We start from the raw sequence: 26,101 nt of genomic DNA on the forward strand, positions 1-26,101 counted from the left end.
TGAGACGCGCTCATGGAAAGTACGCCGAAAAAAGCTCCTCGCAGTAAATTCCCTGCTCTGTTAGTGGTTGCGTTGGCGCTGGTTGCCCTTGTTTTCGTTATCTGGCGCGTAGACAGTGCGCCATCAACTAATGACGCTTACGCGTCAGCAGATACCATTGATGTGGTGCCGGAAGTCAGCGGTCGCATTGTAGAACTGGCGGTCACCGACAACCAGGCAGTCAAACAGGGCGATTTGCTGTTCCGCATTGACCCGCGCCCGTACGAAGCCAATCTGGCGAAAGCTGAAGCCTCCCTCGCGGCGCTGGATAAGCAAATTATGCTCACCCAGCGTAGCGTTGACGCGCAACAGTTTGGTGCCGACTCGGTTAACGCCACGGTAGAAAAAGCCCGTGCCGCCGCGAAACAGGCCACAGATACATTACGCCGCACCGAGCCATTACTGAAAGAAGGTTTTGTCTCAGCGGAAGACGTTGACCGTGCGAGGACCGCGCAGCGCGCTGCAGAAGCCGATCTTAATGCTGTATTGTTGCAGGCGCAGTCAGCCGCCAGCGCCGTCAGCGGCGTGGATGCATTAGTTGCCCAGCGTGCGGCGGTCGAAGCGGATATTGCCCTGACCAAACTGCATCTGGAAATGGCGACCGTTCGCGCGCCGTTTGATGGCCGGGTCATTTCCCTCAAAACCTCCGTCGGGCAGTTTGCATCTACGATGCGCCCTATTTTTACCCTAATCGACACTCGTCACTGGTACGTGATCGCCAACTTCCGCGAAACCGATCTGAAAAATATTCGCTCAGGTACACCCGCAACGATTCGCCTGATGAGTGACAGCGGCAAAACCTTCGAGGGTAAAGTGGATTCGATTGGCTACGGCGTGCTACCGGATGACGGCGGCCTGGTGCTGGGCGGCCTGCCGAAAGTTTCTCGCTCTATTAACTGGGTCCGCGTTGCCCAGCGTTTTCCGGTCAAAATCATGGTCGATAAACCTGACCCGGAAATGTTCCGCATCGGCGCTTCGGCAGTCGCTAATCTTGAGCCGCAATAATGAGCGCGCTCAACTCCCTGCCATTACCGGTGGTCAGGCTGCTGGCGTTCTTTCATGAAGAGTTAAGCGAGCGGCGACCAGGCCGCGTGCCGCAGACCGTGCAACTCTGGGTAGGCTGCCTGCTGGTGATTCTGATCTCGATGACCTTTGAGATCCCTTTCGTGGCGTTATCGCTGGCAGTGCTGTTTTACGGTATTCAGTCGAACGCGTTTTACACCAAATTTGTCGCGATCTTATTTGTGGTCGCCACGATGCTGGAGATCGGCAGCCTGTTTTTGATCTACAAATGGTCATACGGCGAACCGTTGATCCGATTGATCATCGCCGGGCCGATCCTGATGGGCTGTATGTTTTTGATGCGCACCCATCGGCTGGGACTGGTCTTTTTCGCAGTCGCCATTGTCGCCATTTACGGGCAAACCTTCCCCGCCATGCTCGACTATCCGGAAGTGGTCGTGCGCTTAACGCTGTGGTGTATCGTTGTTGGCCTCTATCCAACCTTGCTGATGACGTTAATCGGCGTGCTGTGGTTTCCCAGTCGTGCCATTTCGCAAATGCATCAGGCGCTTAATGATCGGCTTGATGATGCCATTAGCCACCTGACGGACAGCCTCGCACCGCTACCCGAAACGCGGATTGAAAGAGAGGCGCTGGCGCTGCAAAAACTGAATGTCTTTTGTCTCGCGGACGATGCCAACTGGCGAACTCAAAGCGCATGGTGGCAAAGCTGCGTGGCAACGGTAACCTACATTTACTCGACGCTGAATCGCTACGATCCCACCTCTTTTGCTGATTCTCAGGCAATTATTGAATTCCGACAAAAATTAGCTTCAGAAATCAACAAGCTGCAGCATGCCGTTGCTGAAGGTCAGTGCTGGCAAAGCGACTGGCGGATCAGTGAAAGTGAAGCGATGGCGGCACGGGAATGTAACCTGGAGAATATCTGCCAGACGTTGTTACAACTGGGTCAGATGGACCCGAATACGCCGCCAACGCCCGCAGCCAAACCGCCATCAATGGCCGCCGATGCTTTTACCAATCCAGACTATATGCGCTACGCGGTAAAAACGCTGCTCGCCTGTTTGATCTGTTACACCTTTTACAGCGGCGTGGACTGGGAAGGCATTCACACCTGTATGCTGACATGCGTGATCGTCGCTAACCCAAATGTCGGTTCGTCGTACCAGAAGATGGTGCTGCGTTTTGGCGGGGCCTTTTGCGGCGCGATTCTGGCGCTGTTATTCACGCTACTGGTCATGCCCTGGCTGGACAATATTGTCGAATTGCTGTTTGTGCTGGCCCCGATTTTCCTGTTGGGCGCATGGATTGCCACCAGCTCTGAACGCTCTTCTTATATCGGCACACAGATGGTGGTCACCTTCGCGCTCGCCACGCTCGAAAACGTTTTTGGCCCAGTGTACGACCTGGTGGAAATTCGCGATCGCGCCCTGGGTATCATCATTGGTACCGTGGTGTCCGCGGTGATTTACACCTTTGTCTGGCCTGAAAGTGAAGCGCGCACGCTGCCGCAAAAACTGGCTGGCGCGCTGGGTATGTTAAGTAAAGTAATGCGGATCCCACGGCAGCAGGAAGTCACGGCTCTGCGCACTTATCTGCAAATTCGTATCGGTCTGCATGCGGCGTTTAATGCCTGTGAAGAGATGTGCCAACGCGTGGCGCTGGAGCGTCAACTGGACAGCGAAGAACGCGCCTTACTGATTGAACGTTCGCAAACGGTTATTCGTCAGGGCCGCGATATTCTTCACGCCTGGGATGCCACCTGGAACTCGGCGCAGGCGCTGGATAACGCACTACAGCCGGACAGAGCAGCTCAGTTTGCCGACGCCCTGGAGAAATACGCTGCCGGTCTGGCAACCGCACTCAGCCGTTCTCCTCAAATAACGCTTGAAGAGACACCCGCCTCGCAGGCCATCCTGCCCACCTTATTAAAACAGGAGCAACACGTCTGCCAGCTTTTCGCCCGCTTGCCAGACTGGACAGCCCCGGCATTAACGCCCGCCACGGAACAGGCACAAGGAGCCACGCAATGATCAATCGTCAACTTTCACGTCTGCTGTTGTGCAGCATTCTCGGCAGCACGACGCTGATTTCCGGCTGTGCCCTGGTACGTAAGGATTCTGCACCTCATCAACAGCTCAAACCGGAACAAATCAAACTGGCCGACGATATTCATCTTGCCAGCTCCGGCTGGCCGCAGGCGCAGTGGTGGAAACAACTCAATGACCCGCAGCTGGATGCGCTGATCCAACGGACGCTAAGTGGTTCACACACCCTCGCCGAAGCGAAACTGCGGGAAGAAAAAGCGCAGTCCCAGGCCGATTTGTTAGATGCCGGTTCACAATTACAGGTCGCAGCGTTAGGGATGCTCAACCGCCAACGCGTCTCGGCGAACGGCTTTTTAAGCCCTTATGCGATGGATGCGCCCGCACTGGGTATGGACGGGCCGTACTATACGGAAGCCACAGTAGGTTTGTTTGCCGGACTGGATCTTGATTTGTGGGGTGTGCATCGCTCAGCGGTTGCCGCCGCCATTGGCGCGCATAATGCCGCGCTGGCAGAAACCGCAGCAGTAGAGCTATCGCTGACCACGGGCGTAGCGCAGCTTTATTACAGTATGCAGGCCAGCTATCAGATGCTCGATCTGTTAGAACAAACTCGCGATGTGATTGATTACGCGGTGAAAGCGCACCAGAGTAAAGTGGCGCACGGTCTGGAAGCACAAGTGCCTTTCCACGGCGCGCGGGCACAGATTCTGGCGGTCGATAAACAAATTGCTGCCGTCAAAGGGCAAATCACCGAAACGCGAGAATCTCTGCGTGCATTGATTGGCGCGGGGGCCAGCGATATGCCGGAGATCAAACCGGTGGCATTACCACGAGTCCAGACCGGCATTCCGGCGACACTCTCTTATGAGTTGCTCGCCAGACGCCCGGATCTGCAAGCCATGCGCTGGTATGTTCAGGCGTCATTAGATCAGGTGGATTCCGCGCGGGCGCTGTTCTACCCGAGCTTTGATATCAAAGCGTTTTTCGGCCTTGATGCCATCCACCTGGATACCTTATTCAAAAAAACCAGTCGCCAGTTCAACTTCATCCCGGGTCTGAAATTGCCGCTGTTTGACGGTGGACGGTTGAATGCCAATCTCGAAGGCACGCGCGCCGCCAGCAACATGATGATTGAACGTTACAACCAGTCAGTACTGAACGCGGTGCGTGACGTTGCCGTCAACGGCACGCGTCTGCAAACGCTCAACGACGAGCGAGAAATGCAGGCTGAACGCGTGGAAGCAACGCGCTTCACCCAGCGCGCTGCCGAGGCCGCCTATCAGCGCGGCTTAACCAGCCGCTTACAGGCCACTGAAGCCCGGTTGCCAGTACTTGCCGAAGAGATGTCATTACTGATGCTGGACAGCCGCCGGGTGATCCAAAGCATTCAGTTGATGAAATCGCTGGGCGGCGGGTATCAGGCGGCTCCCGTCGTCGAGAAAAAATAAAATGTCTGCCGCGTGATGGCTGTCACGCGGTATTTCGTTTCGTCACGTCAAAACTGACGACAGCCTGTTTTTCGTCAGAGTTTTGAATAAATAGTGCCCGTAATATCAGGGAATGACCCCAAATAAAATGTGGCATAAAAGATGCATACTGTAGTCGAGAGCGCGTATGCGTGATTTGATTAACTGGAGCGAGACCGATGAAAAAAGTCGTCACGGTTTGCCCCTATTGCGCATCAGGTTGCAAAATCAACCTGGTCGTCGATAACGGCAAAATCGTCCGGGCGGAGGCAGCGCAGGGGAAAACCAACCAGGGTACCCTGTGTCTGAAGGGTTATTATGGCTGGGATTTCATTAACGATACCCAGATCCTGACCCCGCGCCTGAAAACCCCCATGATCCGTCGCCAGCGTGGCGGCAAACTCGAACCTGTTTCCTGGGATGAGGCACTGAATTACGTTGCCGAGCGCCTGAGCGCCATCAAAGAGAAGTACGGTCCGGATGCCATCCAGACGACCGGCTCCTCGCGTGGTACGGGTAACGAAACCAACTATGTAATGCAAAAATTTGCGCGCGCCGTTATTGGTACCAATAACGTTGACTGCTGCGCTCGTGTCTGACACGGCCCATCGGTTGCAGGTCTGCACCAATCGGTCGGTAATGGCGCAATGAGCAATGCTATTAACGAAATTGATAATACCGATTTAGTGTTCGTTTTCGGGTACAACCCGGCGGATTCCCACCCAATCGTGGCGAATCACGTAATTAACGCTAAACGTAACGGGGCGAAAATTATCGTCTGCGATCCGCGCAAAATTGAAACCGCGCGCATTGCTGACATGCACATTGCACTGAAAAACGGCTCGAACATCGCGCTGTTGAATGCGATGGGCCATGTCATTATTGAAGAAAATCTGTACGACAAAGCGTTCGTCGCTTCCCGTACAGAAGGCTTTGAAGAGTATCGTAAAATCGTTGAAGGCTACACGCCGGAGTCGGTTGAAGATATCACCGGCGTCAGCGCCAGTGAGATTCGTCAGGCGGCACGGATGTATGCCCAGGCGAAAAGCGCCGCCATCCTGTGGGGCATGGGTGTAACCCAGTTCTACCAGGGCGTGGAAACCGTGCGTTCTCTGACCAGCCTCGCGATGCTGACCGGTAACCTCGGTAAGCCGCATGCGGGTGTAAACCCGGTTCGTGGTCAGAACAACGTGCAGGGTGCCTGCGATATGGGCGCGCTGCCGGATACGTATCCGGGATACCAGTACGTGAAAGATCCGGCTAACCGCGAGAAATTCGCCAAAGCCTGGGGCGTGGAAAGCCTGCCTGCTCATACCGGTTATCGCATCAGCGAGCTGCCGCACCGCGCAGCGCATGGCGAAGTGCGTGCCGCGTACATTATGGGCGAAGATCCGCTGCAAACTGACGCGGAGCTGTCGGCAGTACGTAAAGCCTTTGAAGATCTGGAACTGGTTATCGTTCAGGACATCTTTATGACCAAAACCGCGTCGGCGGCGGATGTCATTTTGCCGTCAACGTCGTGGGGCGAGCATGAAGGCGTGTTTACTGCGGCTGACCGTGGCTTCCAGCGTTTCTTCAAAGCAGTTGAACCGAAATGGGATCTGAAAACGGACTGGCAAATCATCAGTGAAATCGCCACCCGTATGGGTTATCCGATGCACTACAACAACACCCAGGAGATCTGGGATGAGTTGCGTCATCTGTGCCCGGATTTCTACGGTGCGACTTACGAGAAAATGGGCGAACTGGGCTTCATTCAGTGGCCTTGCCGCGATACTTCAGATGCCGATCAGGGGACTTCTTATCTGTTTAAAGAGAAGTTTGATACCCCGAACGGTCTGGCACAGTTCTTCACCTGCGACTGGGTAGCGCCAATCGACAAACTCACCGACGAGTACCCGATGGTACTGTCAACGGTGCGTGAAGTTGGTCACTACTCTTGCCGTTCGATGACCGGTAACTGTGCGGCACTGGCGGCGCTGGCTGATGAACCTGGCTACGCACAAATCAATACCGAAGACGCCAAACGTCTGGGTATTGAAGATGAGGCATTGGTTTGGGTGCACTCGCGTAAAGGCAAAATTATCACCCGTGCGCAGGTCAGCGATCGTCCGAACAAAGGGGCGATTTACATGACCTACCAGTGGTGGATTGGTGCCTGTAACGAGCTGGTTACCGAAAACTTAAGCCCGATTACGAAAACGCCGGAATACAAATACTGCGCCGTGCGCGTCGAGCCGATCGCCGATCAGCGCGCCGCCGAGCAGTACGTGATTGACGAGTACAACAAGTTGAAAACTCGCCTGCGCGAAGCGGCACTGGCGTAATACAGTCCTTTCTACAGCCTCCTTTCGGAGGCTGTTTTTTTATCCATTCGAACTCTTTATACTGGTTACTCCCTACCCAATCGTATTATCAAAATGAAAAAAATTATCGCATTGATGTTGTTTTTGACATTCTTTGCCCACGCGAACGACTCCGAGCCTGGCAGCCAGTATTTAAAGGCAGCAGAGGCCGGGGACCGACGCGCACAATATTTTCTTGCCGACAGCTGGTTTAGCTCCGGCGATTTGAGCAAAGCCGAATATTGGGCACAGAAAGCCGCCGACAGCGGTGATGCTGATGCCTGCGCGCTGCTGGCGCAGATCAAAATCACCAATCCGGTCAGTCTGGACTATCCACAAGCAAAAGTTCTTGCAGAGAAAGCGGCGCAAGCGGGCAGTAAAGAAGGTGAAGTAACGCTGGCGCATATTCTGGTAAATACTCAAGCGGGTAAACCGGATTATCCAAAGGCGATTTCGCTGTTAGAAAACGCCTCGGAAGATCTGGAGAATGACTCCGCCGTCGATGCCCAAATGCTGCTTGGTTTGATTTACGCCAACGGCGTGGGCATTAAGGCCGACGATGACAAGGCAACCTGGTATTTCAAACGCAGCTCTGCAATTTCCCGAACCGGTTATTCCGAGTACTGGGCGGGAATGATGTTCTTAAACGGTGAGGAAGGTTTTATCGAGAAGAACAAACAAAAGGCGCTGCACTGGTTGAACCTGAGCTGTATGGAAGGGTTTGATACCGGGTGTGAAGAGTTTGAAAAATTAACCAACGGTTAAGGTAGGCCTGATAAGACGCACCAGCGTCGCATCAGGCATCCACACATTGCCGGGTGGATAACCCCGGCAATCTTCAATTATTGATCCGCAGTTTTATCAAATTTGCCCAGCACTTCACGCTCATAAGCCAGCGCCTTTTTGCGGTCAAATTTGTGTTCCCACTTGGCAATCACCAGCACCGCCAGCGCATTACCCACCACGTTCAGCGCAGTACGCGCCATGTCGAGGATACGGTCAACACCAGCAATAAACGCCAGGCCTTCCAGCGGAATACCTACGCTACCCAGCGTTGCCAGCAGCACCACAAACGACACGCCCGGCACGCCAGCAATCCCTTTCGAGGTCACCATCAGCGTCAGCACCAGAATGATTTCCTGCCAGATGGACAGGTCAATGCCATACAGCTGAGCGATGAAAATAGCGGCAATACTTTGATACAGCGTCGAACCATCAAGGTTAAAAGAGTAACCGGTCGGCACCACGAAGCTGGTGATCGACGCCGGTGCTCCGTAGGCTTCCATCTTCTCAATAATTCGCGGCAGTACGCTTTCAGAGCTGGCAGTGGAGTACGCCAGAATCAGCTCATCTTTCAGAATACGAATCAGGATCCAGACGCTTAACCCGCACAGGCGCGCCACAATTCCCAGCACTACCAGCGCGAAGAACAGAATGGCGAAATGCACCAGCAGCACCAGTTTCGCCAGTGGCCACAGAGAAGAGAAACCAAAGTTAGCCACCGTCACCGCAATCAGCGCAAACACACCCACCGGTGCATAACGCATCACCATGTGAGTCACTTTAAACATGGTTTCAGAGATGGAGCGGAACACGGTCACCAGCGGTTCACGATGCGTCGCGGGCAGGGAGGAAAGCCCCAGACCAAACAGCACCGAGAAGAAGATGATCGGCAGCATTTCGCCTTTCGCCATCGACGCCACAATGTTCGTCGGCACCAGCGACAAAATCGTGCCCATAATGCCGTGGGAACTGCTTTGTACCGCTTCCGTAGTGCTCTGATATTTCGAGATATCGACGGTCGCCAGCTGCGACATATCCACCCCGGCACCGGGCTGGAAGACGTTCGCCAGAGTGATCCCCAAAATGATGGCGACGGTGGTGATCACCTCGAAGTAAATAATGGTTTTCGCGCCAATACGCCCGAGCTGTTTGGCATCACCAACACCCGCGATACCCACCACCAGCGTGGAGATCACAATCGGCACAACAATCATTTTGATCAGATGGATGAAGATATCACCCGCCGGAGAGAGCAAATTGACGACCAGCCAGTCGCGGCTGTCGCTATGGTAGTGCAGGTAGCTTCCCAGGAGAATGCCCAGCACCATAGCAAACAGAATCTGCCAGGCCAGGCTGAATTTTATACTTTTCATCAGAATAACTTCCTCAATGGAGCGCCGTTCCCCGTTCAGAAACGCGAGAACGTGACATACTGCCAGGGCATGAATTGTGTTGCGTTGGTTTGTAGATTTTTTTAACGCTTATGATCAGTATCATTTGCGCGGTATGTTGCGCAACCCTTTAACAACAGAGCTTTTCGCTGCATTAATGCATAATAACGCGAGTTTATGGCAGGATTAATGAATAACCATTTGTTATGGAAAGATTTTTATTTGTTTAATCTGCAATAATACTGATTGGTGATTATTTTTGGCATATGTTCATTCGATTATTTTTTATACAACTCAATAACATAATCTTCATCACCAGATGATTAATCTGATCTCCGCTGCAACAATTTCGCCATATTAATCGACTCGACCAGCTGTGTCCGGTTGATCCGGGGTGAGTTGAGATCCATCACTTTTTGCCATAGTTCGATGGCTTGCGCGTAATTCGCCTGCATAAACGCATCGGAAGCCAGCAGCATCAGAGCGGTGATTTCGTTAGAGTCCAGCGCGAGGGCTTTGTCGATCATTGCGCGAGTCTGGGCGGTCATATGCTGGCTGGCCTGGTAATAAAGCACCGTCGCCAGCGCCGCATACAGTTCAGCGTTCTCACCACGTAGTTGCAACGCCTGACGGTACGCCAGCAGCGAATTGCTGTAATCGTTTTGCCACAGATAGTACTCGCCCAGTAACGCCCATTGTTCGCTGTTTTGTGGATTAGCGCGGATTTTATCCTGCAATGCCTGAAGCTGCGCTTCCGGGGTTTGCTGGCTGGCAAACTGATGTAGCGGATCGCGCTGACGCTGATATTCCGCATGTACCGCCTGCCATTTTGGACTTAACAGATAACTGCCGACACAGAGAAATACCATCAAAATCGTGAGTGTTGTCAGCATTTTCACCGGTATTTTGGGCTCTTTCATCGCTTCGCCCTCACTCGCCAGAGGATCAGTGCCATCAGCAGTAACAACACCACTGGCAGCGCCCACAACACCAGCGTCTGACCCGTTAACGGTGGGTTATAGCGAACAAAATCTCCGTAGCGTTCGGTCATCCAGCCAATGATTTCGACTTCGTTCTTCCCCTCCGCCACCATGCTGTAAACCTGATGGCGCATACTGACTGCCACCGGCGCGTTGGATTCCAGTAAGTTTTGATTCTGGCACTGCGGACAACGTAACTGGCTGGCAATATTTAACGCCTGTTGCTGTTGTTGCGGATTGGCGAATTGCCAGGTGTCTACGACCTGAGCGCGCGCAAAACAGGTAAATAACAGCAGTAGCGTGAGAAGTCCTTTATTCATCGCGCTTCCTCCCCCGCCATCCGCTTAACAATGCGCCCGCAATCATCAACAATCCTCCCCCCCAGATCCAGCGCACACCGCTTTGTACATACAAGCGAAAAGCGTAACGATCCGCTCCGGTTTTTTCACCCATGACCGCATACCAGTCATGGATGCCGTTCCAGCGAATTGACGGTTCCATCATTTGCTGACGACGTGCTTCGTAAAAACGCCGCTCCGGCATCAGTTCACCAATGCGTTGCTGATGGTCAAACAGTGCCACTATCGCTTTTTCGCTGGTGTAATTGCCTTTGGCTTGCAGATCGAGGCGCTCAAAACGGAAGGTGTATCCTGCCAGCGTCACCTGCTGACCCGGCTGTAAATTCAGGCTGATCTCCTGACGGCTGACGCTGGAAACCACGATCCCAGCGGCAAATAACAGCACGCCCGCATGAGCTACCAGCGCCGGAAGCTGCACGCGTTTGCCAGAGACAAACGTCGCCAGCACAATCACCACCAGCATCAACAGGCCAAACGGTAACGTCGCGCGGTTAAAATACGGCGCGCCAACGGAGAGGCGTCCCCAGCCCAGCAGACCGTAAATCATCGGATAAAGCGTTCCCACCAGCACGATCAGTAGCACTGCGCAAAACAGCAACAGCGTAGCGAGGATTAACATTTCCCGCGATAACCCCGAAAAACGCACCACCGGGCCACCGTCCCGCGCTCGCCAGCCATACAGAGCCAGAGACGCAAGGCTAATCAGTGCAAACAGGCTGAACAACGGCACGGCGCGGACGTTATCCAGTGCGAACGCATGAACCGAAACCAGAATGCCAGAACGGACAATTAAGGTACCCAGTAGCGACAGCATCAGAGTTACTATCGCCAGCAACAGCGACCAGTGGCGGAAAATCTCCCGCTGGCGTGTCAGGGACAAACTGTGCAGCAGCGCAGTGGCAGAAAGCCAGGGTAATAAAGAGGCGTTTTCCACCGGATCCCAGAACCACCAGCCGCCCCAGCCCAGTTCGCAATAGGCCCACCAGGAACCGAGGATGATCCCCGCCGTTAATGCGCTCCAGCCAGGTAGTGCCCAGCGCCAACAAATTCTGGCGCAGGCACCATCAAACTCGCCGCGCAGTAAACTCGCCAGCGCCACGCTCGCCGCCACCATCAAACCGCCATAGCCAAGGTAAAGCAGCGGTGGATGAAAGATAAGACCGGGATGTTGCAGCATCGGATTGAGATCGCGGCCTTCGATTGCTGGTGGAAATATCCGCACGAAGGGATCGGACCACAGCACTACAAACAGTAGCAGTGCGGCGAGCATGAGAGATAAAACGGCTAGCGTCAGCGGAAATAGCGGATCGGTTTGCTGCCGATAATGCCAGGCAAACAGCGCGCTCCAGGCGGAAAGCAGCAGCACCCAAAGCAGCAGCGAACCTTCATGGCCGCCCCACACCGCTGCCAGCTTGAGTTCCCACGACAGCAGGCTGTAGCTATGTTGGGCGACATAAATGACCGAGAAATCGCTGATGAGAAAACAATACGTCAGTACGCCAAAGGCGAGCAACAGGAGCGCGAACTGCGCCAGAATGCCGATGCAAGTGAGTCGCATCATGGCAGGCCAGCGCAACCGCACTCCCGCAAAGGCCGTCAACGGGGTCAACACGTTGACCCCGAGACTTAACAACAACGCCAGAAAACCGACTTCAGGAAGGAATACGTCCAGAAACCACCTCTTTTCTGGCTTACGCCACCGTTAACTGCCCGGCGTAGAGAATGAAAAAGCGCAGCATCAACACGCCGACCAGACTGGCCCCACACGCCGCCAGCACGGCAGGAATGCCGGAACTGCGATTGACCCACGGTTTGAGCAACATTGGCACAATCAGCCCCAGCCCGGCGACACCAAGCCAGAACCACCACGTCCAGAAACCGCCACCTAATGCCGCCACCAGCGCACGCACTTTACCGTCATCGCCCAGCGCCAGACCGACAAAAAACGCCACCAGCAGGAAGATTTCACCCCATACCACGGGGATTTCCATACGGTGTACAAACTGCGCTTCCATGGAATGCGGGTTACTGCGTTGGCGTATCGCCATGGCGATCAGCGCCACCGCCGCACCGGACGAGATGCCGGAGAAGAGGAACAGCACCGGCAGGATCGGGTTATTGAGGAACGGATACGATTTCAGCGCCGACAGCAGAAAGCCGGTATAAGCCCCCAACAACACCGCCAACACCAGCATCAATGTTTCCAGTCCGCGATGAACGGGCGTCAGCAGGCTCAGAACCTTTTGCACGATCCCCAGCTTCGGCAACCAGCGTTGTTGCAGGGCAAGCAAATCATGTTCAAAGATTTTCGCCAGCCACAGCACCAGCACCACCATGTAGAGCTGAAACAGCATCACCCCCATCGACATCACCGAGGTAAAACTGTAGTGGAACATCAGCTTCCAGAAGGTCCACGGTCTTGTCAGGTGGAAGACGAGGATCAACAGACCGAGGATCACCGCGCCCGGCCCGACAATCAGCGTGGTGCGCAGCAACGTACTGTCTGCACCGCCCGCCTGCGGGTAGAAGCGACGTAACAGCACGGCCAGCGTCACCAGACCGGCAGAAATACCAATCAAAAACAGGTAGATGGCAATCGGCCAGTCCCACACCAGCGATTCAAAATGAAATGCGGAAGTCTGCGTCATTGGCTCACCTCCCCGTATTTAAACGGTACGCGGTACAGCTTCGGTTTGGTTCCCAGCGCCAGCTTGTAGCGGTAAGTAGGCTTCTGGCGCAGCAGTTGCGAAATCTCACTGTTAGGATCGTCCAGATTGCCAAACGTCAGCGCCTTCGTCGGGCAAGCCTCAACGCACGCGGGCAGCTTACCGGCCTGCAAATTGGTTTTACGGCAGAAATCGCATTTGTCCGCCGTCTTCGTGACCGGATGGATAAAGCGCACGCGGTACGGACAGGCGGCGATGCAGTACTGACAACCGACGCAGAGATCAGGATTAACATCGACAATCCCGCTAGCGGCATCACGAAAAGACGCACCGGTCGGGCAGACGTCAACGCACGGCGCATGATCGCAGTGCTGGCAAGACTTACGGAAGAAGCGATATTTCACATCAGGAAATTCGCCCTGCGGCTCGCTACGAATAATCGTCAGGCGCGAGACGCCTTCCGGCACCTTGTTCACTTCCCGACAAGCATCCATACAGGCGGTACAGCCGATGCATAACGACTCGTCATGCACCATGCCGTAACGCACCCCATTGATATTCAACGTTTTCGCCACCACGCGCCCTGCGGTGCCGCTGACGGCTGCCAGCACGCCGACGCCGGTGAGAAACTGGCGACGAGACCAGGTCATGGCTGCTCCTTAAGCAACGGAACAGACGCCGGGTTAAAGTTCGGATTGGTGCGCTGATCGCTGTGGCAATCGACGCAAATCTTAATCCGTCCTTTGTCACTTAACGTCTGCATCGTATCTTGCTGTGGATGCAGGGAATGGCAGCTGGCGCACGCCACTTTGGTTACGTGGACATCGTGCGGCCAGAACGCTTTTTGCAACTGTTCCGGCAGATGACAGGACATACAGACGCTGTTCTGCTCTCCAACCTTGTACATCGGCTCGTTAAAGCGCATCACATCTTTCACCCCTTCGCGGTGTTGCGGTGATGGCTGGCCGTGACAGTTGGTGCAGGTGACCGGCAGTTTGTTATTCGGGTTGATAACGGAAGCATGTTTTCCATGCATACCTTCGGTATCTGGCTTATGACAGTCCAGACAGGCGGCATCCGGGTTACGCTGCTGGGTAACTTCGTAGCGATCATCAGATGCCTGCGCCGCAGGGGTAGCGGTAATTCCGTTCAGGCTCCACAACAGGCCCGACGCCAGCACCCCGGCAGTTAATAACGAACGTAATACGCTCATATTCACTCCATTGTGTTTTCCGCCCCTTGCGAGGCGGAACGGGGTTATTGGCTTAACAGACCGTTTTTACGTGCCTGTTCTTCCCACTGCGGGATCACCGTTTTGATGAAGTCCTGCTTCTCGGCCTTGATTTGTTCCATGTTCAGGCCAATAGCCTGCTGGGCTTTCTCTTTGGTTGAGATATCCGGGATCTGGATTTCATGGGTGATGCCTTTGGTCGCCAGCAGGCGCGCCAGTTTGGTGCGTGCATCCGCCGCTTTATCCATCGCCGTACCGAGCATCCGTAAACCTTCTTCCGGTGCGTGCATATGAATGCCGTGGGAAGCGATCGCCAGATCCCAGCGCCACTGGGCATGACGGATATCGTCCTGAATTGGCTTCATTTCGGCTTCCGTCGCGCCTGCATCCAGCGCTGCTTTCGCTTCGAAGTGAGCGTGAACCAGTTGATCTTCAACCTTGATTTTCAGGTCGTTAATCGACTGCTTACGTTCCGCGACCACTTTTTGCAAGGCAGCTTTGTCCTGGGTATGGCAGTTCGCACAAGTCTGGGCGAAGTTATCAAACGGATTACCAATTTTATGGTCGGTGTAGAGTTTGCCTTCGGCGTTCTGCACTTTTGGCATATGGCAGTCGATACAGGTCACGTTGTTTTTACCGTGAATGCCCGCTGTCCAGGTTTCATATTCCGGGTGCTGCGCTTTCAGCATTGGCGTTTTCGACAGGGAGTTAGTCCAGTCAGAGAAGGCAATTTTGTCGTAATACTGCTCCATATTTTCGACTTTCATGCCGTCATCCCACGGGAATTTAACCGCTTTGTTTTTGCCGTCGAAGTAATACTCCACATGGCACTGACCGCAAACCATCGATTGCTGGTCGAAACGTCCGGCTTTCTCAAAAGGTTTACCAATGGCTTCCATCGCGCGAGCCGCATACGGACGGGAAAGGGTTAACTCCGGTTTGCCTTTGGCGAACTCTGGTGAGGCGGTGTTATGGCAGTCGGCACAACCTAAGTTGTTGACGATTTCCGGGCCGCCGCGCGCCCACTTACCGTGGAAGTAGCCATCTTCGCCGTCTTTCTGGATCAGACGCGCCACATCCGGGCTTTTACAACTCCAGCACGCCATCGGTAGCGGACCATCTTCAGCGTTTTTCGGCGCACCGGTACGCAGGGTTTCACGCACATCGGTCACAGCAAAGGCATGTCCACGCGGCTTGTTGTAATCGCGCGAGAAGGGATACCCCGCCCACAGGATCACCAGCCGTGGATCTTCCGCCAGGGCGTCAACACGCTCTGACTGTTCCGAGGTGGCTTTCCAGGAGAGATATTGATCGGGATGCTGCGGGGCAAAGGTTTCATTCTTCGCTTCCACAGTTACAGGTTTTGCGGGAGCTGCCGTTTGTTCAGCGTGAACAGAAGTGAAAAAGAAAAAAGGAATCAATAAGCTGAAGATACGGCGTGCGTTTATTTTTATCCTTGTCATAGGGGCTTCATCCGAATTGCGCCATTGTTGCAATGGCGGTTTTTATTGTTTTCACGACAGTAACCGCACCTACACTGTCATGACATTGCTCGCCCCTATGTGTAACAAATAACCACACTGTGAATGTTGTCTTTAATCAATTGTAAGTGCATGTAAAATACCACTTTAGAGTTAGTCAGTATCTTCCTCTTTTTCAACAGCATGCATAACTGCATGTTCCTCAAAGAATTAATCAACTTTTGTTGCTGACCTTCAAAAATTACCCTGCCGTTTATTTGCACAATTCTACTTTTGCGTGATCTGTCGCCCAAATACTAAACAAAACTGCCAATACCCCTACATTTAACGCTTATGCCACATATTATTAACATCCTACAAGGAGAACAAAAGCATGAGCCAAATTCACAAACACACCATTCCTGCCAACATCGCAGACCGTTGCCTGATAAACCCTCAGCAGTACGAGGCGATGTATCAACAATCTATTAACGTACCTGATACCTTCTGGGGCGAACAGGGAAAAATTCTCGACTGGATCAAACCTTACCAGAAGGTGAAAAATACCTCCTTTGCCCCCGGTAATGTGTCCATTAAATGGTACGAGGACGGCACGCTGAATCTGGCGGCAAACTGCCTTGACCGCCATCTGCAAGAAAACGGCGATCGCACCGCCATCATCTGGGAAGGCGACGACGCCAGCCAGAGCAAACATATCAGCTATAAAGAGCTGCACCGCGACGTCTGCCGCTTCGCCAATACCCTGCTCGAGCTGGGCATTAAAAAAGGTGATGTGGTGGCGATTTATATGCCGATGGTGCCGGAAGCCGCGGTTGCGATGCTGGCCTGCGCCCGCATTGGCGCGGTGCATTCGGTGATTTTCGGCGGCTTCTCGCCGGAAGCCGTTGCCGGGCGCATTATTGATTCCAACTCACGACTGGTGATCACTTCCGACGAAGGTGTGCGTGCCGGGCGCAGTATTCCGCTGAAGAAAAACGTTGATGACGCGCTGAAAAACCCGAACGTCACCAGCGTAGAGCATGTGGTGGTACTGAAGCGTACTGGCGGGAAAATTGACTGGCAGGAAGGGCGCGACCTGTGGTGGCACGACCTGGTTGAGCAAGCGAGCGATCAGCACCAGGCGGAAGAGATGAACGCCGAAGATCCGCTGTTTATTCTCTACACCTCCGGTTCTACCGGTAAGCCAAAAGGTGTGCTGCATACTACCGGCGGTTATCTGGTGTACGCGGCGCTGACCTTTAAATATGTCTTTGATTATCATCCGGGTGATATCTACTGGTGCACCGCCGATGTGGGCTGGGTGACCGGACACAGTTACTTGCTGTACGGCCCGCTGGCCTGCGGTGCGACCACGCTGATGTTTGAAGGCGTACCCAACTGGCCGACGCCTGCCCGTATGGCGCAGGTGGTGGACAAGCATCAGGTCAATATTCTCTATACCGCACCCACGGCGATCCGCGCGCTGATGGCGGAAGGCGATAAAGCGATCGAGGGTACCGACCGTTCGTCGCTGCGCATTCTCGGTTCCGTGGGCGAGCCAATTAACCCGGAAGCGTGGGAGTGGTACTGGAAAAAAATCGGCAACGAGAAATGTCCGGTGGTCGATACCTGGTGGCAGACCGAAACTGGCGGTTTCATGATCACGCCGCTGCCTGGCGCTACCGAGCTGAAAGCCGGTTCGGCAACACGTCCGTTCTTCGGCGTGCAACCGGCGCTGGTCGATAACGAAGGTAACCCGCTGGAAGGCGCTACCGAAGGCAGCCTGGTGATCACCGACTCCTGGCCGGGTCAGGCGCGTACGCTGTTTGGCGATCACGAACGTTTTGAACAGACCTACTTCTCCACCTTCAAAAATATGTATTTCAGCGGCGACGGCGCGCGTCGCGATGAAGATGGCTATTACTGGATCACCGGGCGTGTGGACGACGTGCTGAACGTCTCCGGTCACCGTCTGGGGACGGCAGAGATTGAGTCGGCGCTGGTGGCGCATCCGAAGATTGCCGAAGCCGCCGTAGTAGGTATTCCGCACAATATTAAAGGTCAGGCGATCTACGCCTACGTCACGCTTAATCACGGGGAGGAACCGTCACCAGAACTGTACGCAGAAGTCCGCAACTGGGTGCGTAAAGAGATTGGCCCGCTGGCGACGCCAGACGTGCTGCACTGGACCGACTCCCTGCCTAAAACCCGCTCCGGCAAAATTATGCGCCGTATTCTGCGCAAAATTGCGGCGGGCGATACCAGCAACCTGGGCGATACCTCGACGCTTGCCGATCCTGGCGTAGTCGAGAAGCTGCTTGAAGAGAAGCAGGCTATCGCGATGCCATCGTAACCCACAATTGCCGGATGCGAGTCGGTAACGGTTTGTAGGCCTGATAAGACGCGACAGCGTCGCATCAGGCATTGATTGCCGGATGCGGCGTAAACGCCTTATCCGGCCTACATTCGGCAAGGGTTACCCGAGCGTTAACCTTCTCCCATAAGGGAGCGGGAATTAAAACAATCCCTACATTACCTCTGGAGAATCTGTGATGAATGGCACTATTTATCAGCGGATAGAAGACAATGCGCATTTCAGGGAGTTAGTCGAAAAACGGCAACGGTTTGCCACCATCCTGTCGATTATTATGCTGGCAGTTTATATCGGCTTTATTTTACTGATCGCCTTCGCGCCCGGCTGGCTGGGCACGCCGCTGAATCCGAACACCAGCGTCACACGCGGTATTCCAATTGGTGTTGGAGTGATTGTGATCTCCTTTGTTCTCACCGGTATCTACATCTGGCGGGCGAACGGCGAATTCGACCGTCTTAATAATGAAGTCCTGCATGAGGTACAAGCATCATGAAAAGAGTTCTGACGGCGCTTGCCGCCACACTCCCTTTCGCAGCTAACGCCGCGGATGCTATTAGCGGGGCCGTAGAGCGCCAGCCAACGAACTGGCAGGCGATTATTATGTTCCTGATTTTCGTCGTGTTTACGCTCGGCATTACCTACTGGGCATCAAAACGCGTACGTTCTCGTAGCGACTACTACACCGCAGGCGGCAATATCACTGGCTTCCAGAACGGGCTGGCGATTGCCGGGGACTATATGTCCGCCGCCTCATTCTTGGGGATCTCCGCGCTGGTGTTTACCTCCGGCTATGACGGCTTAATTTACTCGCTGGGCTTCCTGGTGGGCTGGCCGATCATTTTGTTCCTGATTGCCGAACGTCTGCGTAACCTGGGGCGCTACACCTTTGCCGATGTGGCCTCTTACCGTCTGAAACAAGGGCCGATTCGTATTCTTTCGGCCTGTGGTTCTCTGGTGGTGGTGGCGCTTTACCTTATCGCCCAGATGGTGGGCGCAGGTAAACTGATCGAGCTGCTGTTTGGCCTTAACTATCACATTGCGGTGGTGCTGGTCGGCGTGCTGATGATGATGTACGTCCTGTTCGGCGGCATGCTGGCGACCACTTGGGTACAGATTATCAAAGCCGTGCTGTTGCTGTTCGGTGCCAGCTTTATGGCCTTTATGGTGATGAAACACGTCGGCTTTAGCTTCAACAATCTGTTCAGTGAAGCGATGGCGGTACACCCGAAAGGTGTCGACATCATGAAGCCGGGCGGGCTGGTGAAAGATCCGATCTCCGCGCTCTCTCTGGGTCTGGGACTGATGTTTGGTACGGCGGGCTTGCCGCACATTCTGATGCGCTTCTTTACAGTCAGCGATGCCCGCGAAGCACGTAAGAGCGTGTTCTACGCCACCGGGTTTATGGGCTACTTCTATATTCTGACCTTTATTATCGGCTTCGGCGCGATCATGCTGGTTGGTGCGAATCCGGAATATAAAGACGCGGCGGGCCATCTGATTGGTGGTAACAACATGGCGGCCGTTCACCTGGCGAATGCAGTGGGCGGCAACCTGTTCCTCGGTTTTATTTCAGCGGTTGCTTTTGCCACCATTCTTGCGGTGGTTGCTGGTCTGACGCTGGCGGGCGCATCAGCGGTTTCGCATGACCTGTACGCTAACGTCTTCAAAAAAGGCGCGACCGAACGTGAAGAACTGCGGGTATCGAAAATCACCGTGCTGATTTTAGGTGTGATTGCCATTATCCTCGGCGTGCTGTTTGAGAATCAGAACATCGCCTTCATGGTAGGCCTGGCGTTTGCCATCGCAGCGAGCTGTAACTTCCCGATCATTCTGCTTTCTATGTACTGGTCGAAACTGACCACTCGTGGCGCGATGATGGGTGGCTGGCTGGGGCTGATTACCGCAGTGGTACTGATGATCCTCGGCCCGACGATTTGGGTACAGATCCTTGGTCACGAAAAAGCCATCTTCCCGTATGAATACCCGGCGCTGTTCTCTATCAGCGTGGCATTCCTCGGCATCTGGTTCTTCTCGGCAACCGATAACTCAGCGGAAGGTGCGCGCGAGCGTGAACTGTTCCGTGCACAGTTTATCCGCTCCCAGACCGGCTTTGGCGTTGAGCAAGGCCGCGCACATTAATCTCTCCCCTTCCCCGGTCGCCTGACCGGGGAATACTCTTCCTCTCCAGCATGCATCACCTTTTCCCATAATATTAAACAAATAAACTCATTAAAAAATGAGCGATTTTTGACAGTCGTAGAAAATGATAATGCAGAGAATATGCCTTTTCTTTCTTGTTAATTATAAGGATATTTTATGCGCTATAATGGTTTAAATAATATGTTTTTCTCTCTTTGCCAGATTAACGATAACCACTCTTTCACAAGTTCATCACATACAAAGAAAACAAAATCATATAATTACAGCAAACATCATAAAAACACGTTAATTGACAATAAAGCCCTCTCTCTTTTCAAGATGGATGATCATGAAAAAGTGATAGGTTTGATTCAGAAAATGAAAAGAATTTATGATAGTTTACCATCAGGAAAAATCACGAAGGAAACGGACAGGAAAATACATAAACATTTTATAGATATAGCTTTATATGCAAATAATAAATGTGACGATAGAATTACGAGAAGAGTTTACCTTAGTAAAGAAAAGGAAGTATCCATTAAGGTGGTATATTTTATAAATAATGTCGCCGTCCATAATAATACTATCGAAATTCCACAGACAGTAAATGGTGGTTACGATTTTTCACACCTTAGCCTGAAAGGTATCGTGATTAAAGATGAAGATTTATCCAATTCGAATTTTGCAGGTTGCAGACTACAAAACGCTATTTTCCAGGACTGTAATATGTATAAAACGAATTTTTATTACGCCATAATGGAAAAAATACTTTTTGATGATTGTATTCTCGATGACTCAAATTTCGCTCAGATAAAAATGGCCGACGGAACTCTAAATGCATGCTCCGCTATGCATGTTCAATTCTACAATGCAGCAATGAATAGAGCCAATATTAAAAATACCTTTCTTGACTATTCAAATTTTTATATGGCGTACATGGCTGAGGTAAATCTTTATAAAGTAATAGCGCCATATGTTAATTTATTTAAAGCCGACCTTAGTTTCTCTAAACTCGATTTAATTAACTTTGAACATGCTGATCTGTCTCGCGTCAATCTGAACAAAGCAATCCTCCAGAATATAAACTTAATTGATAGCAAACTCTTTTGTACGTGGCTAACAAATACATTCCTCGAAATGGTTATATGTACCGACTCTAATATGGCTAATGTTAATTTTAATAATGCCAATTTAAGCAACTGCCATTTCAACTGTTCTATTTTAACAAAAGCCTGTATGTTTAATACCCGTCTCTATCGGGTTAATTTTGATGAGGCTAGCGTCCAGGGAATGGGCATTTCCATACTCCGTGGGGAGGAAAATATCCCCATTGATAGTGATACCCTGGTAACACGACAGAAATTCTTTGAAGAAGATTGTACCTCTCATACTGGCATGTCACAAACTGAGGATAATATTAATGCAGTCGCTATGAAGATTACTGCAGATATTATGCAACACGCAGATTGAGGTTAAATCGAAGAACAGCCAATGAATTGACTTTACAAGAGAGATAACTTATTTGTTTTAGAATCATGAATGTTAGCCCGAGCTAACCTGTTAAAGGTGCAAAAGATTGCACCTTTTTCAGATTACCTCGGGCCTGGTTACGTCGCTTTCGGCTTACTGATTTTCCTCAATTAGCAACGCTTCAAGCAAATCGAGATCGTGCAGTAATTTTTGCAGCGTTTCGTTGCTGATCTCCCGCGTGGCGCGCAGGTGGTACAGTTCAGCACGTTCAGAACGCAATGCCGCCAGACGGAAGCGACGCTCAAGGTTCTCTTCCTGCACGGAACTTTCAACGTCGTTACGTCCATCGGCGCGACGACGCAGGTTACCAATGACGCGAGAACTGACCTCCGTAAGCAGCTGGTTATCGATATTCTCTTCGGTATCCGCCGCCAGACGCTCCTCCATTTTCTGGATCGCCACAATCGCCACTTCTGCCGTTGCCGCTCGCGCAATACGTTCCTCTTTCAATTGTTGCGAATGATCCGCGACTTCAATGTGTTGTAGCAGAATAGGCAACATCACCACGCCGACAAACAGCGAGAAGAGAATGACGCCAGCCGCCAGGAACACCAGCTCATAGCGCGCCGGGAAGACGTTACCATCCGGCAAGAGCAGCGGGATAGAGAGCACACCGGCCAGAGTGATCGCCCCACGCACCCCAGCGAAAGACGCGATCAGGATTTCTCGTGTGGTCCACGAACCAAACTCCATCGGCTTCTTCTTCAGGAAGCGGTTGCTGAACTTTTTCATCGTCCACAGCCAGCCGAAACGGACCAGCATCAGCGCCGCATATATCAGAATAATATCGGTAAACAGCATCCAGATTTCGACGTTAGGGTCGATTTCTGCCGCCATCAGCGACGTCTCCAGAATACCCGGTAGCTGCAGACCTAACAGCAGGAACACCATGCCGTTAAAGACAAATTCCAGCATCGCCCAGGTGCTGTTTGCACGCAGGCGCATTGCCAGCGGCGCACGGCGCATCACACCGGAGCGGGTGATGGTCATCCCGGCGGCAACCGCAGCGAGGATGCCGGAAACGCCAATATGTTCGGCAATCAGATAAGAAGCGAATGGCAGCAGGAACAGCAGGACGATCTGCGTCGCGGGTTCATCACCGCCCCAGCGGCTGAGGAATCGCAGCGAGCGACCGTACAGCCAGCTAACCACAAAACCGGCGAGAATACCGCCAATGGCTACTTTCATAAATTCGACCGTCGCACCGCCGACGGTGAAGATCATCGTCCCCATCGCCACTGCTACGGCAAACTTCAACGACACCAGGCCGGAAGCGTCATTCATCAACGCTTCGCCCTGCAAAATGCCCATGATTTTTTTCGGGATACGCCCTTCGCCAACAATCCCGGAGAGCGCCACAGCATCGGTCGGAGAAAGTACCGCCGCCAGCGCAAAGGCGGGGATCAGCGGAATGCCCGGCACCACCCAGTAAATAAGGAAGCCAATGCCGACCACGGTGACCACCACCAGCGCCAGCGCGAGGCCAAAAATCTCTCGACCATGTTCGAGAAATTCACGGGTCGGCGTTTTCCAGCCATCAGCGAACAGCAACGGCGGGATAAACAAGACTAAAAAGAGTTCAGGATCAAACTCCACATGCAAACCAAACGTCGGCCACGCCAGTAGCGCACCGATGGCGATTTGCATAAGCGGAAGCGGGATCTGAAAGGGCATGACACGAGTGACCACCCCGGACAGCGAGACCACGAGGGTCATTATCAGTATGGTGAAGAAGATTTCCATGCGTTCCCTGTTTGCGATGTTTTTTATGATCTGAGAAAGACGTTATGCCTGAATTCTCATTTTTTCAGAATATCGCAAAAGCTCACACAATGTGCGGAGAAAATAAAAACGGGCAGCCATTGCCACCCGTTTTCAGAATCCGATGAAAGATTAGATAGCCCAGCCACCCGCATAGAAGGTCACCAGCGCCACGGCGATAACGACCGTACCGATGTTCAACTTGCGCCATTCGCCGGAAACCAGACGACCAATCACCAGAGTCGCGAAGCCGATCATGATGCCTGTTACGATGTTACAGGTCAGCACGATGAATACCGCCGTAACCAGACCCGCCATCGCATCAACAAAATCAGCAAAGTCGATTTTCGCCACGTTGCTCAGCATCAGCAGGCCAACGTACATCAGCGCCGGAGCCGTTGCATACCCCGGAACGAGGTAAGAGAGCGGAGAGAGGAACAGAATCAGCAGGAACAGCACGCCAACGGTGATAGCCGTCAAACCGGTTTTACCGCCCGCCGCCGTACCCGCCGCAGACTCGATGTATACCGCTGCCGGAGCTGCACCCACCAGGCCAGAGAAAACGCTGCTCATGGAGTCAGTGGTCAGTGCTTTCCCACCGTCGATGATCTGCCCATCTTTATCCAGCAGGTTCGCCTGGCCGGCGACGGCACGGATAGTTCCGGTGGCATCAAATACTGCCGTCATCACCAGCGCCAGAACGCTTGGCAGGACTACAGGATTCAGCGCGCCCATAATGTCCAGGCTGCCAATCAGTGAATTGCCGTTTTCATCGCTCAATGAAGGCATGGCGAAAACGCCGGAGAAATGGACGTTAGGATCGAAGATCAAACCGACAATTGAGATACCGATAATGGTCAGCAGAATGCCACCAGGGACTTTCAGTTTTTCCAGGCCGATGATCACCGCCAGACCTACCAGTGACATAATCACCGGGAAGGTCGCGAAATCACCCAGCGCAACGGGCAGACCATCAAGCGGGTTTTTAATCACCAGACCGACACCATTAGCGGCAATGAGCAGCAGGAACAGACCGATACCGATCCCCGTGCCGTGCGCCACACCGTGAGGCAAGTTGCGCAAAATCCAGCTACGGATACCCGTGGCAGAAATTACCGTAAACAGCACACCCATCAGGAACACGGCACCCAGCGCGACAGGTACGCTAATATGTTGCCCCAGCACCAGGCTGAATGCGGTAAATGCCGTCAGGGAGATGGCGCAACCAATCGCCAACGGCAGATTAGCCCACAGACCCATCACGATAGAACCGAGTCCGGCAACCAGACAGGTTGCAACGAAAACTGCCGCAGGCGGGAAGCCTGCTTTACCCAACATACCTGGAACGACGATGACCGAGTAGACCATCGCCAGAAACGTTGTTAACCCGGCAACCACTTCCTGACGGACAGTGCTTCCACGTTGTGAAATTTTAAACCAGGCGTCGAGTGAACCGCCGGTACGCGCTGATGGCGTAGACATAAGAAAACATCCCCTGAGAGTTTAATTTTCGTCAAGATGCGTGGCGGACAATCCCCTGCCAGCGAAACGTTATCTTCCTGCTCCAGGTTTGCGACAATTTGCTGCGTCGCAAAAAAGCAAACGTTTAGCTCCGCGCATACAAAACGGGTGGTAAAAAAAGCAAACGATTATCCGGCGATCATAGCGGCTTTTTCAACCGAAGTTTGCTGCTTTTTTCTCTTTTATTGTCTTGACGATGAAAAACCAGGCAATTGATGCGCAAACGTTATCGTCGGTGCGCAAGATTGCAGCGTTATCGAGCCGTATACCGTTCAGGATTGCGATAAAAAATCGTCTGAGATGACAAAAATATTGCGGTTAAAAAGTATACTTTTACACTGGCGAAGAAACGTCGGTGACATACAATTAAAGCATCAACACCAACCGGAACCTCCACCACGTGCTCGAATGAGGTGTGTTGACGTCGGGGGAAACCCTCCTGTGTACCAGCGGGATAGAGAGAAAGACAAAGACCGGAAAACAAACTAAAGCGCCCTTGTGGCGCTTTAGTTTTGTTCATCTTCCAGCAAGCGTGCGCCGGTACCTTCTTCTCCTAAGCGGTCGCCCGGGTTACGCAACGGGCAATCACTGCGCGAAAGGCAGCCACAACCAATACATCCGTCCAGTTCGTCACGCAGCGCTACTAAGGTATGAATGCGCCGATCCAACTCTTCTCGCCATTGGGACGAAAGCTGTTTCCACTCTTTCGCACTTAACGTATGCCCTTCGGGCAACACGCCAAACGCTTCACCAATGGTCGCCAGCGGAATGCCAATACGCTGAGCAATTTTGATAATTGCAACATATCGCAACACATCACGTTTATATCGCCGCTGATTGCCGCTGTTACGGATACTGGTAATCAACCCTTTACTTTCATAGAAATGCAGCGCCGATACCGCCACACCGCTGCGTTTCGCCACTTCGCCGGGGGTTAGCAGCGCTTTAATGCGGGGTAATTTCTTTTCCATAAATCGCTTTACCT

General features: G+C 52.9%; 20 protein-coding genes. 9 read left to right on the forward strand and 11 right to left on the reverse strand.

Annotation, left to right across the window (positions count from 1 at the left end; all coding sequences use genetic code 11):
* Positions 1-12 precede the first annotated feature (12 nt).
* The 5 genes from mdtN (at position 13) to yjcO (ending at position 7,686) form a co-directional block, all read left to right on the forward strand.
* Positions 13-1,044: a multidrug efflux transporter periplasmic adaptor subunit MdtN gene (gene mdtN / locus ACJHXA_RS10680; RefSeq protein ID WP_000446383.1), complete on the forward strand. Its 1,032-nt coding sequence runs from the start codon at positions 13-15 to the stop codon at positions 1,042-1,044.
* Positions 1,044-3,095: a multidrug efflux transporter permease subunit MdtO gene (gene mdtO, locus ACJHXA_RS10685; protein WP_001275192.1), complete on the forward strand. Its 2,052-nt coding sequence runs from the start codon at positions 1,044-1,046 to the stop codon at positions 3,093-3,095. Before mdtN ends, mdtO begins: the two co-directional genes overlap by 1 nt.
* On the forward strand, positions 3,092-4,558 hold the full coding sequence (mdtP, locus tag ACJHXA_RS10690) for a multidrug efflux transporter outer membrane subunit MdtP (RefSeq protein WP_000610574.1): 1,467 nt from the start codon (positions 3,092-3,094) through the stop codon (positions 4,556-4,558). The genes mdtO and mdtP overlap by 4 nt, the downstream gene beginning before the upstream one ends.
* Positions 4,559-4,755: 197 nt before the next feature.
* Positions 4,756-6,903: a formate dehydrogenase subunit alpha gene (gene fdhF / locus ACJHXA_RS10695; RefSeq protein WP_001300547.1), complete on the forward strand. Its 2,148-nt coding sequence runs from the start codon at positions 4,756-4,758 to the stop codon at positions 6,901-6,903.
* 93 nt (positions 6,904-6,996) lie between these two features.
* Complete coding sequence (gene yjcO / locus ACJHXA_RS10700; protein ID WP_000719886.1) at positions 6,997-7,686, forward strand: Sel1 family TPR-like repeat protein YjcO; 690 nt, start codon at positions 6,997-6,999, stop codon at positions 7,684-7,686.
* Positions 7,687-7,763: 77 nt separating this feature from the next.
* On the opposite strand, the gene gltP is transcribed toward yjcO, so the two are convergent.
* The 8 genes from gltP to nrfA form a co-directional block, all read right to left on the reverse strand.
* Positions 7,764-9,077 (reverse strand): glutamate/aspartate:proton symporter GltP, encoded by a 1,314-nt coding sequence (gene gltP / locus ACJHXA_RS10705; protein WP_000835799.1) that lies wholly within the window; start codon positions 9,075-9,077, stop codon positions 7,764-7,766.
* Between the two features lie 341 nt (positions 9,078-9,418).
* Positions 9,419-10,015, reverse strand: a complete 597-nt coding sequence (gene nrfG, locus ACJHXA_RS10710) for a heme lyase NrfEFG subunit NrfG (RefSeq protein WP_000662608.1) — start codon at positions 10,013-10,015, stop codon at positions 9,419-9,421.
* The gene (gene nrfF / locus ACJHXA_RS10715; protein WP_001032546.1) at positions 10,012-10,395 is read right to left on the reverse strand and encodes a heme lyase NrfEFG subunit NrfF; all 384 of its coding nucleotides are present in this window, start codon (positions 10,393-10,395) and stop codon (positions 10,012-10,014) included. Before nrfF ends, nrfG begins: the two co-directional genes overlap by 4 nt.
* The gene (locus tag ACJHXA_RS10720; protein ID WP_071524619.1) at positions 10,388-12,106 is read right to left on the reverse strand and encodes a heme lyase CcmF/NrfE family subunit; all 1,719 of its coding nucleotides are present in this window, start codon (positions 12,104-12,106) and stop codon (positions 10,388-10,390) included. Before ACJHXA_RS10720 ends, nrfF begins: the two co-directional genes overlap by 8 nt.
* Positions 12,107-12,125: 19 nt before the next feature.
* Complete coding sequence (nrfD, locus tag ACJHXA_RS10725; protein WP_094249328.1) at positions 12,126-13,082, reverse strand: cytochrome c nitrite reductase subunit NrfD; 957 nt, start codon at positions 13,080-13,082, stop codon at positions 12,126-12,128.
* Positions 13,079-13,750: a cytochrome c nitrite reductase Fe-S protein gene (gene nrfC, locus ACJHXA_RS10730; protein ID WP_000220281.1), complete on the reverse strand. Its 672-nt coding sequence runs from the start codon at positions 13,748-13,750 to the stop codon at positions 13,079-13,081. The genes nrfD and nrfC overlap by 4 nt, the downstream gene beginning before the upstream one ends.
* A complete protein-coding gene (gene nrfB / locus ACJHXA_RS10735; RefSeq protein WP_001295391.1) occupies positions 13,747-14,313 on the reverse strand; it encodes a cytochrome c nitrite reductase pentaheme subunit in 567 nt (188 codons plus the stop codon). The genes nrfC and nrfB overlap by 4 nt, the downstream gene beginning before the upstream one ends.
* 44 nt (positions 14,314-14,357) lie before the next feature.
* Positions 14,358-15,794, reverse strand: coding sequence for an ammonia-forming nitrite reductase cytochrome c552 subunit (gene nrfA, locus ACJHXA_RS10740; protein ID WP_000196875.1), 1,437 nt, complete (start codon positions 15,792-15,794; stop codon positions 14,358-14,360).
* A gap of 391 nt (positions 15,795-16,185) precedes the next feature.
* On the opposite strand from nrfA, the gene acs reads away from it, so the two are divergent.
* The 4 genes from acs (at position 16,186) to ACJHXA_RS10760 (ending at position 21,774) form a co-directional block, all read left to right on the forward strand.
* Positions 16,186-18,144 (forward strand): acetate--CoA ligase, encoded by a 1,959-nt coding sequence (gene acs, locus ACJHXA_RS10745; RefSeq protein ID WP_000078239.1) that lies wholly within the window; start codon positions 16,186-16,188, stop codon positions 18,142-18,144.
* A 199-nt stretch (positions 18,145-18,343) separates the two neighbouring features.
* Complete coding sequence (locus ACJHXA_RS10750; RefSeq protein ID WP_001014565.1) at positions 18,344-18,658, forward strand: DUF485 domain-containing protein; 315 nt, start codon at positions 18,344-18,346, stop codon at positions 18,656-18,658.
* Entirely contained in the window at positions 18,655-20,304 is a 1,650-nt protein-coding gene (gene actP / locus ACJHXA_RS10755) for a cation/acetate symporter ActP (RefSeq protein WP_000832572.1), read from the forward strand. The genes ACJHXA_RS10750 and actP overlap by 4 nt, the downstream gene beginning before the upstream one ends.
* 177 nt (positions 20,305-20,481) lie before the next feature.
* Positions 20,482-21,774, forward strand: a complete 1,293-nt coding sequence (locus tag ACJHXA_RS10760; RefSeq protein WP_001270130.1) for a pentapeptide repeat-containing protein — start codon at positions 20,482-20,484, stop codon at positions 21,772-21,774.
* A 153-nt stretch (positions 21,775-21,927) separates the two neighbouring features.
* Here the strand turns inward: ACJHXA_RS10760 and ACJHXA_RS10765 are convergent, their stop codons facing one another.
* The 3 genes from ACJHXA_RS10765 to soxR form a co-directional block, all read right to left on the reverse strand.
* Positions 21,928-23,577, reverse strand: coding sequence for a Na+/H+ antiporter (locus tag ACJHXA_RS10765; RefSeq protein ID WP_000402207.1), 1,650 nt, complete (start codon positions 23,575-23,577; stop codon positions 21,928-21,930).
* 150 nt (positions 23,578-23,727) lie between these two features.
* A complete protein-coding gene (ghxP, locus tag ACJHXA_RS10770) occupies positions 23,728-25,077 on the reverse strand; it encodes a guanine/hypoxanthine transporter GhxP (RefSeq protein WP_000106882.1) in 1,350 nt (449 codons plus the stop codon).
* Between the two features lie 545 nt (positions 25,078-25,622).
* Positions 25,623-26,087: a redox-sensitive transcriptional activator SoxR gene (soxR, locus tag ACJHXA_RS10775; protein WP_000412428.1), complete on the reverse strand. Its 465-nt coding sequence runs from the start codon at positions 26,085-26,087 to the stop codon at positions 25,623-25,625.
* Positions 26,088-26,101: the final 14 nt, after the last annotated feature.

It is taken from the genome of Escherichia sp. WS33 (assembly GCF_046486385.1).
Classification (GTDB): domain Bacteria; phylum Pseudomonadota; class Gammaproteobacteria; order Enterobacterales; family Enterobacteriaceae; genus ECMA0423.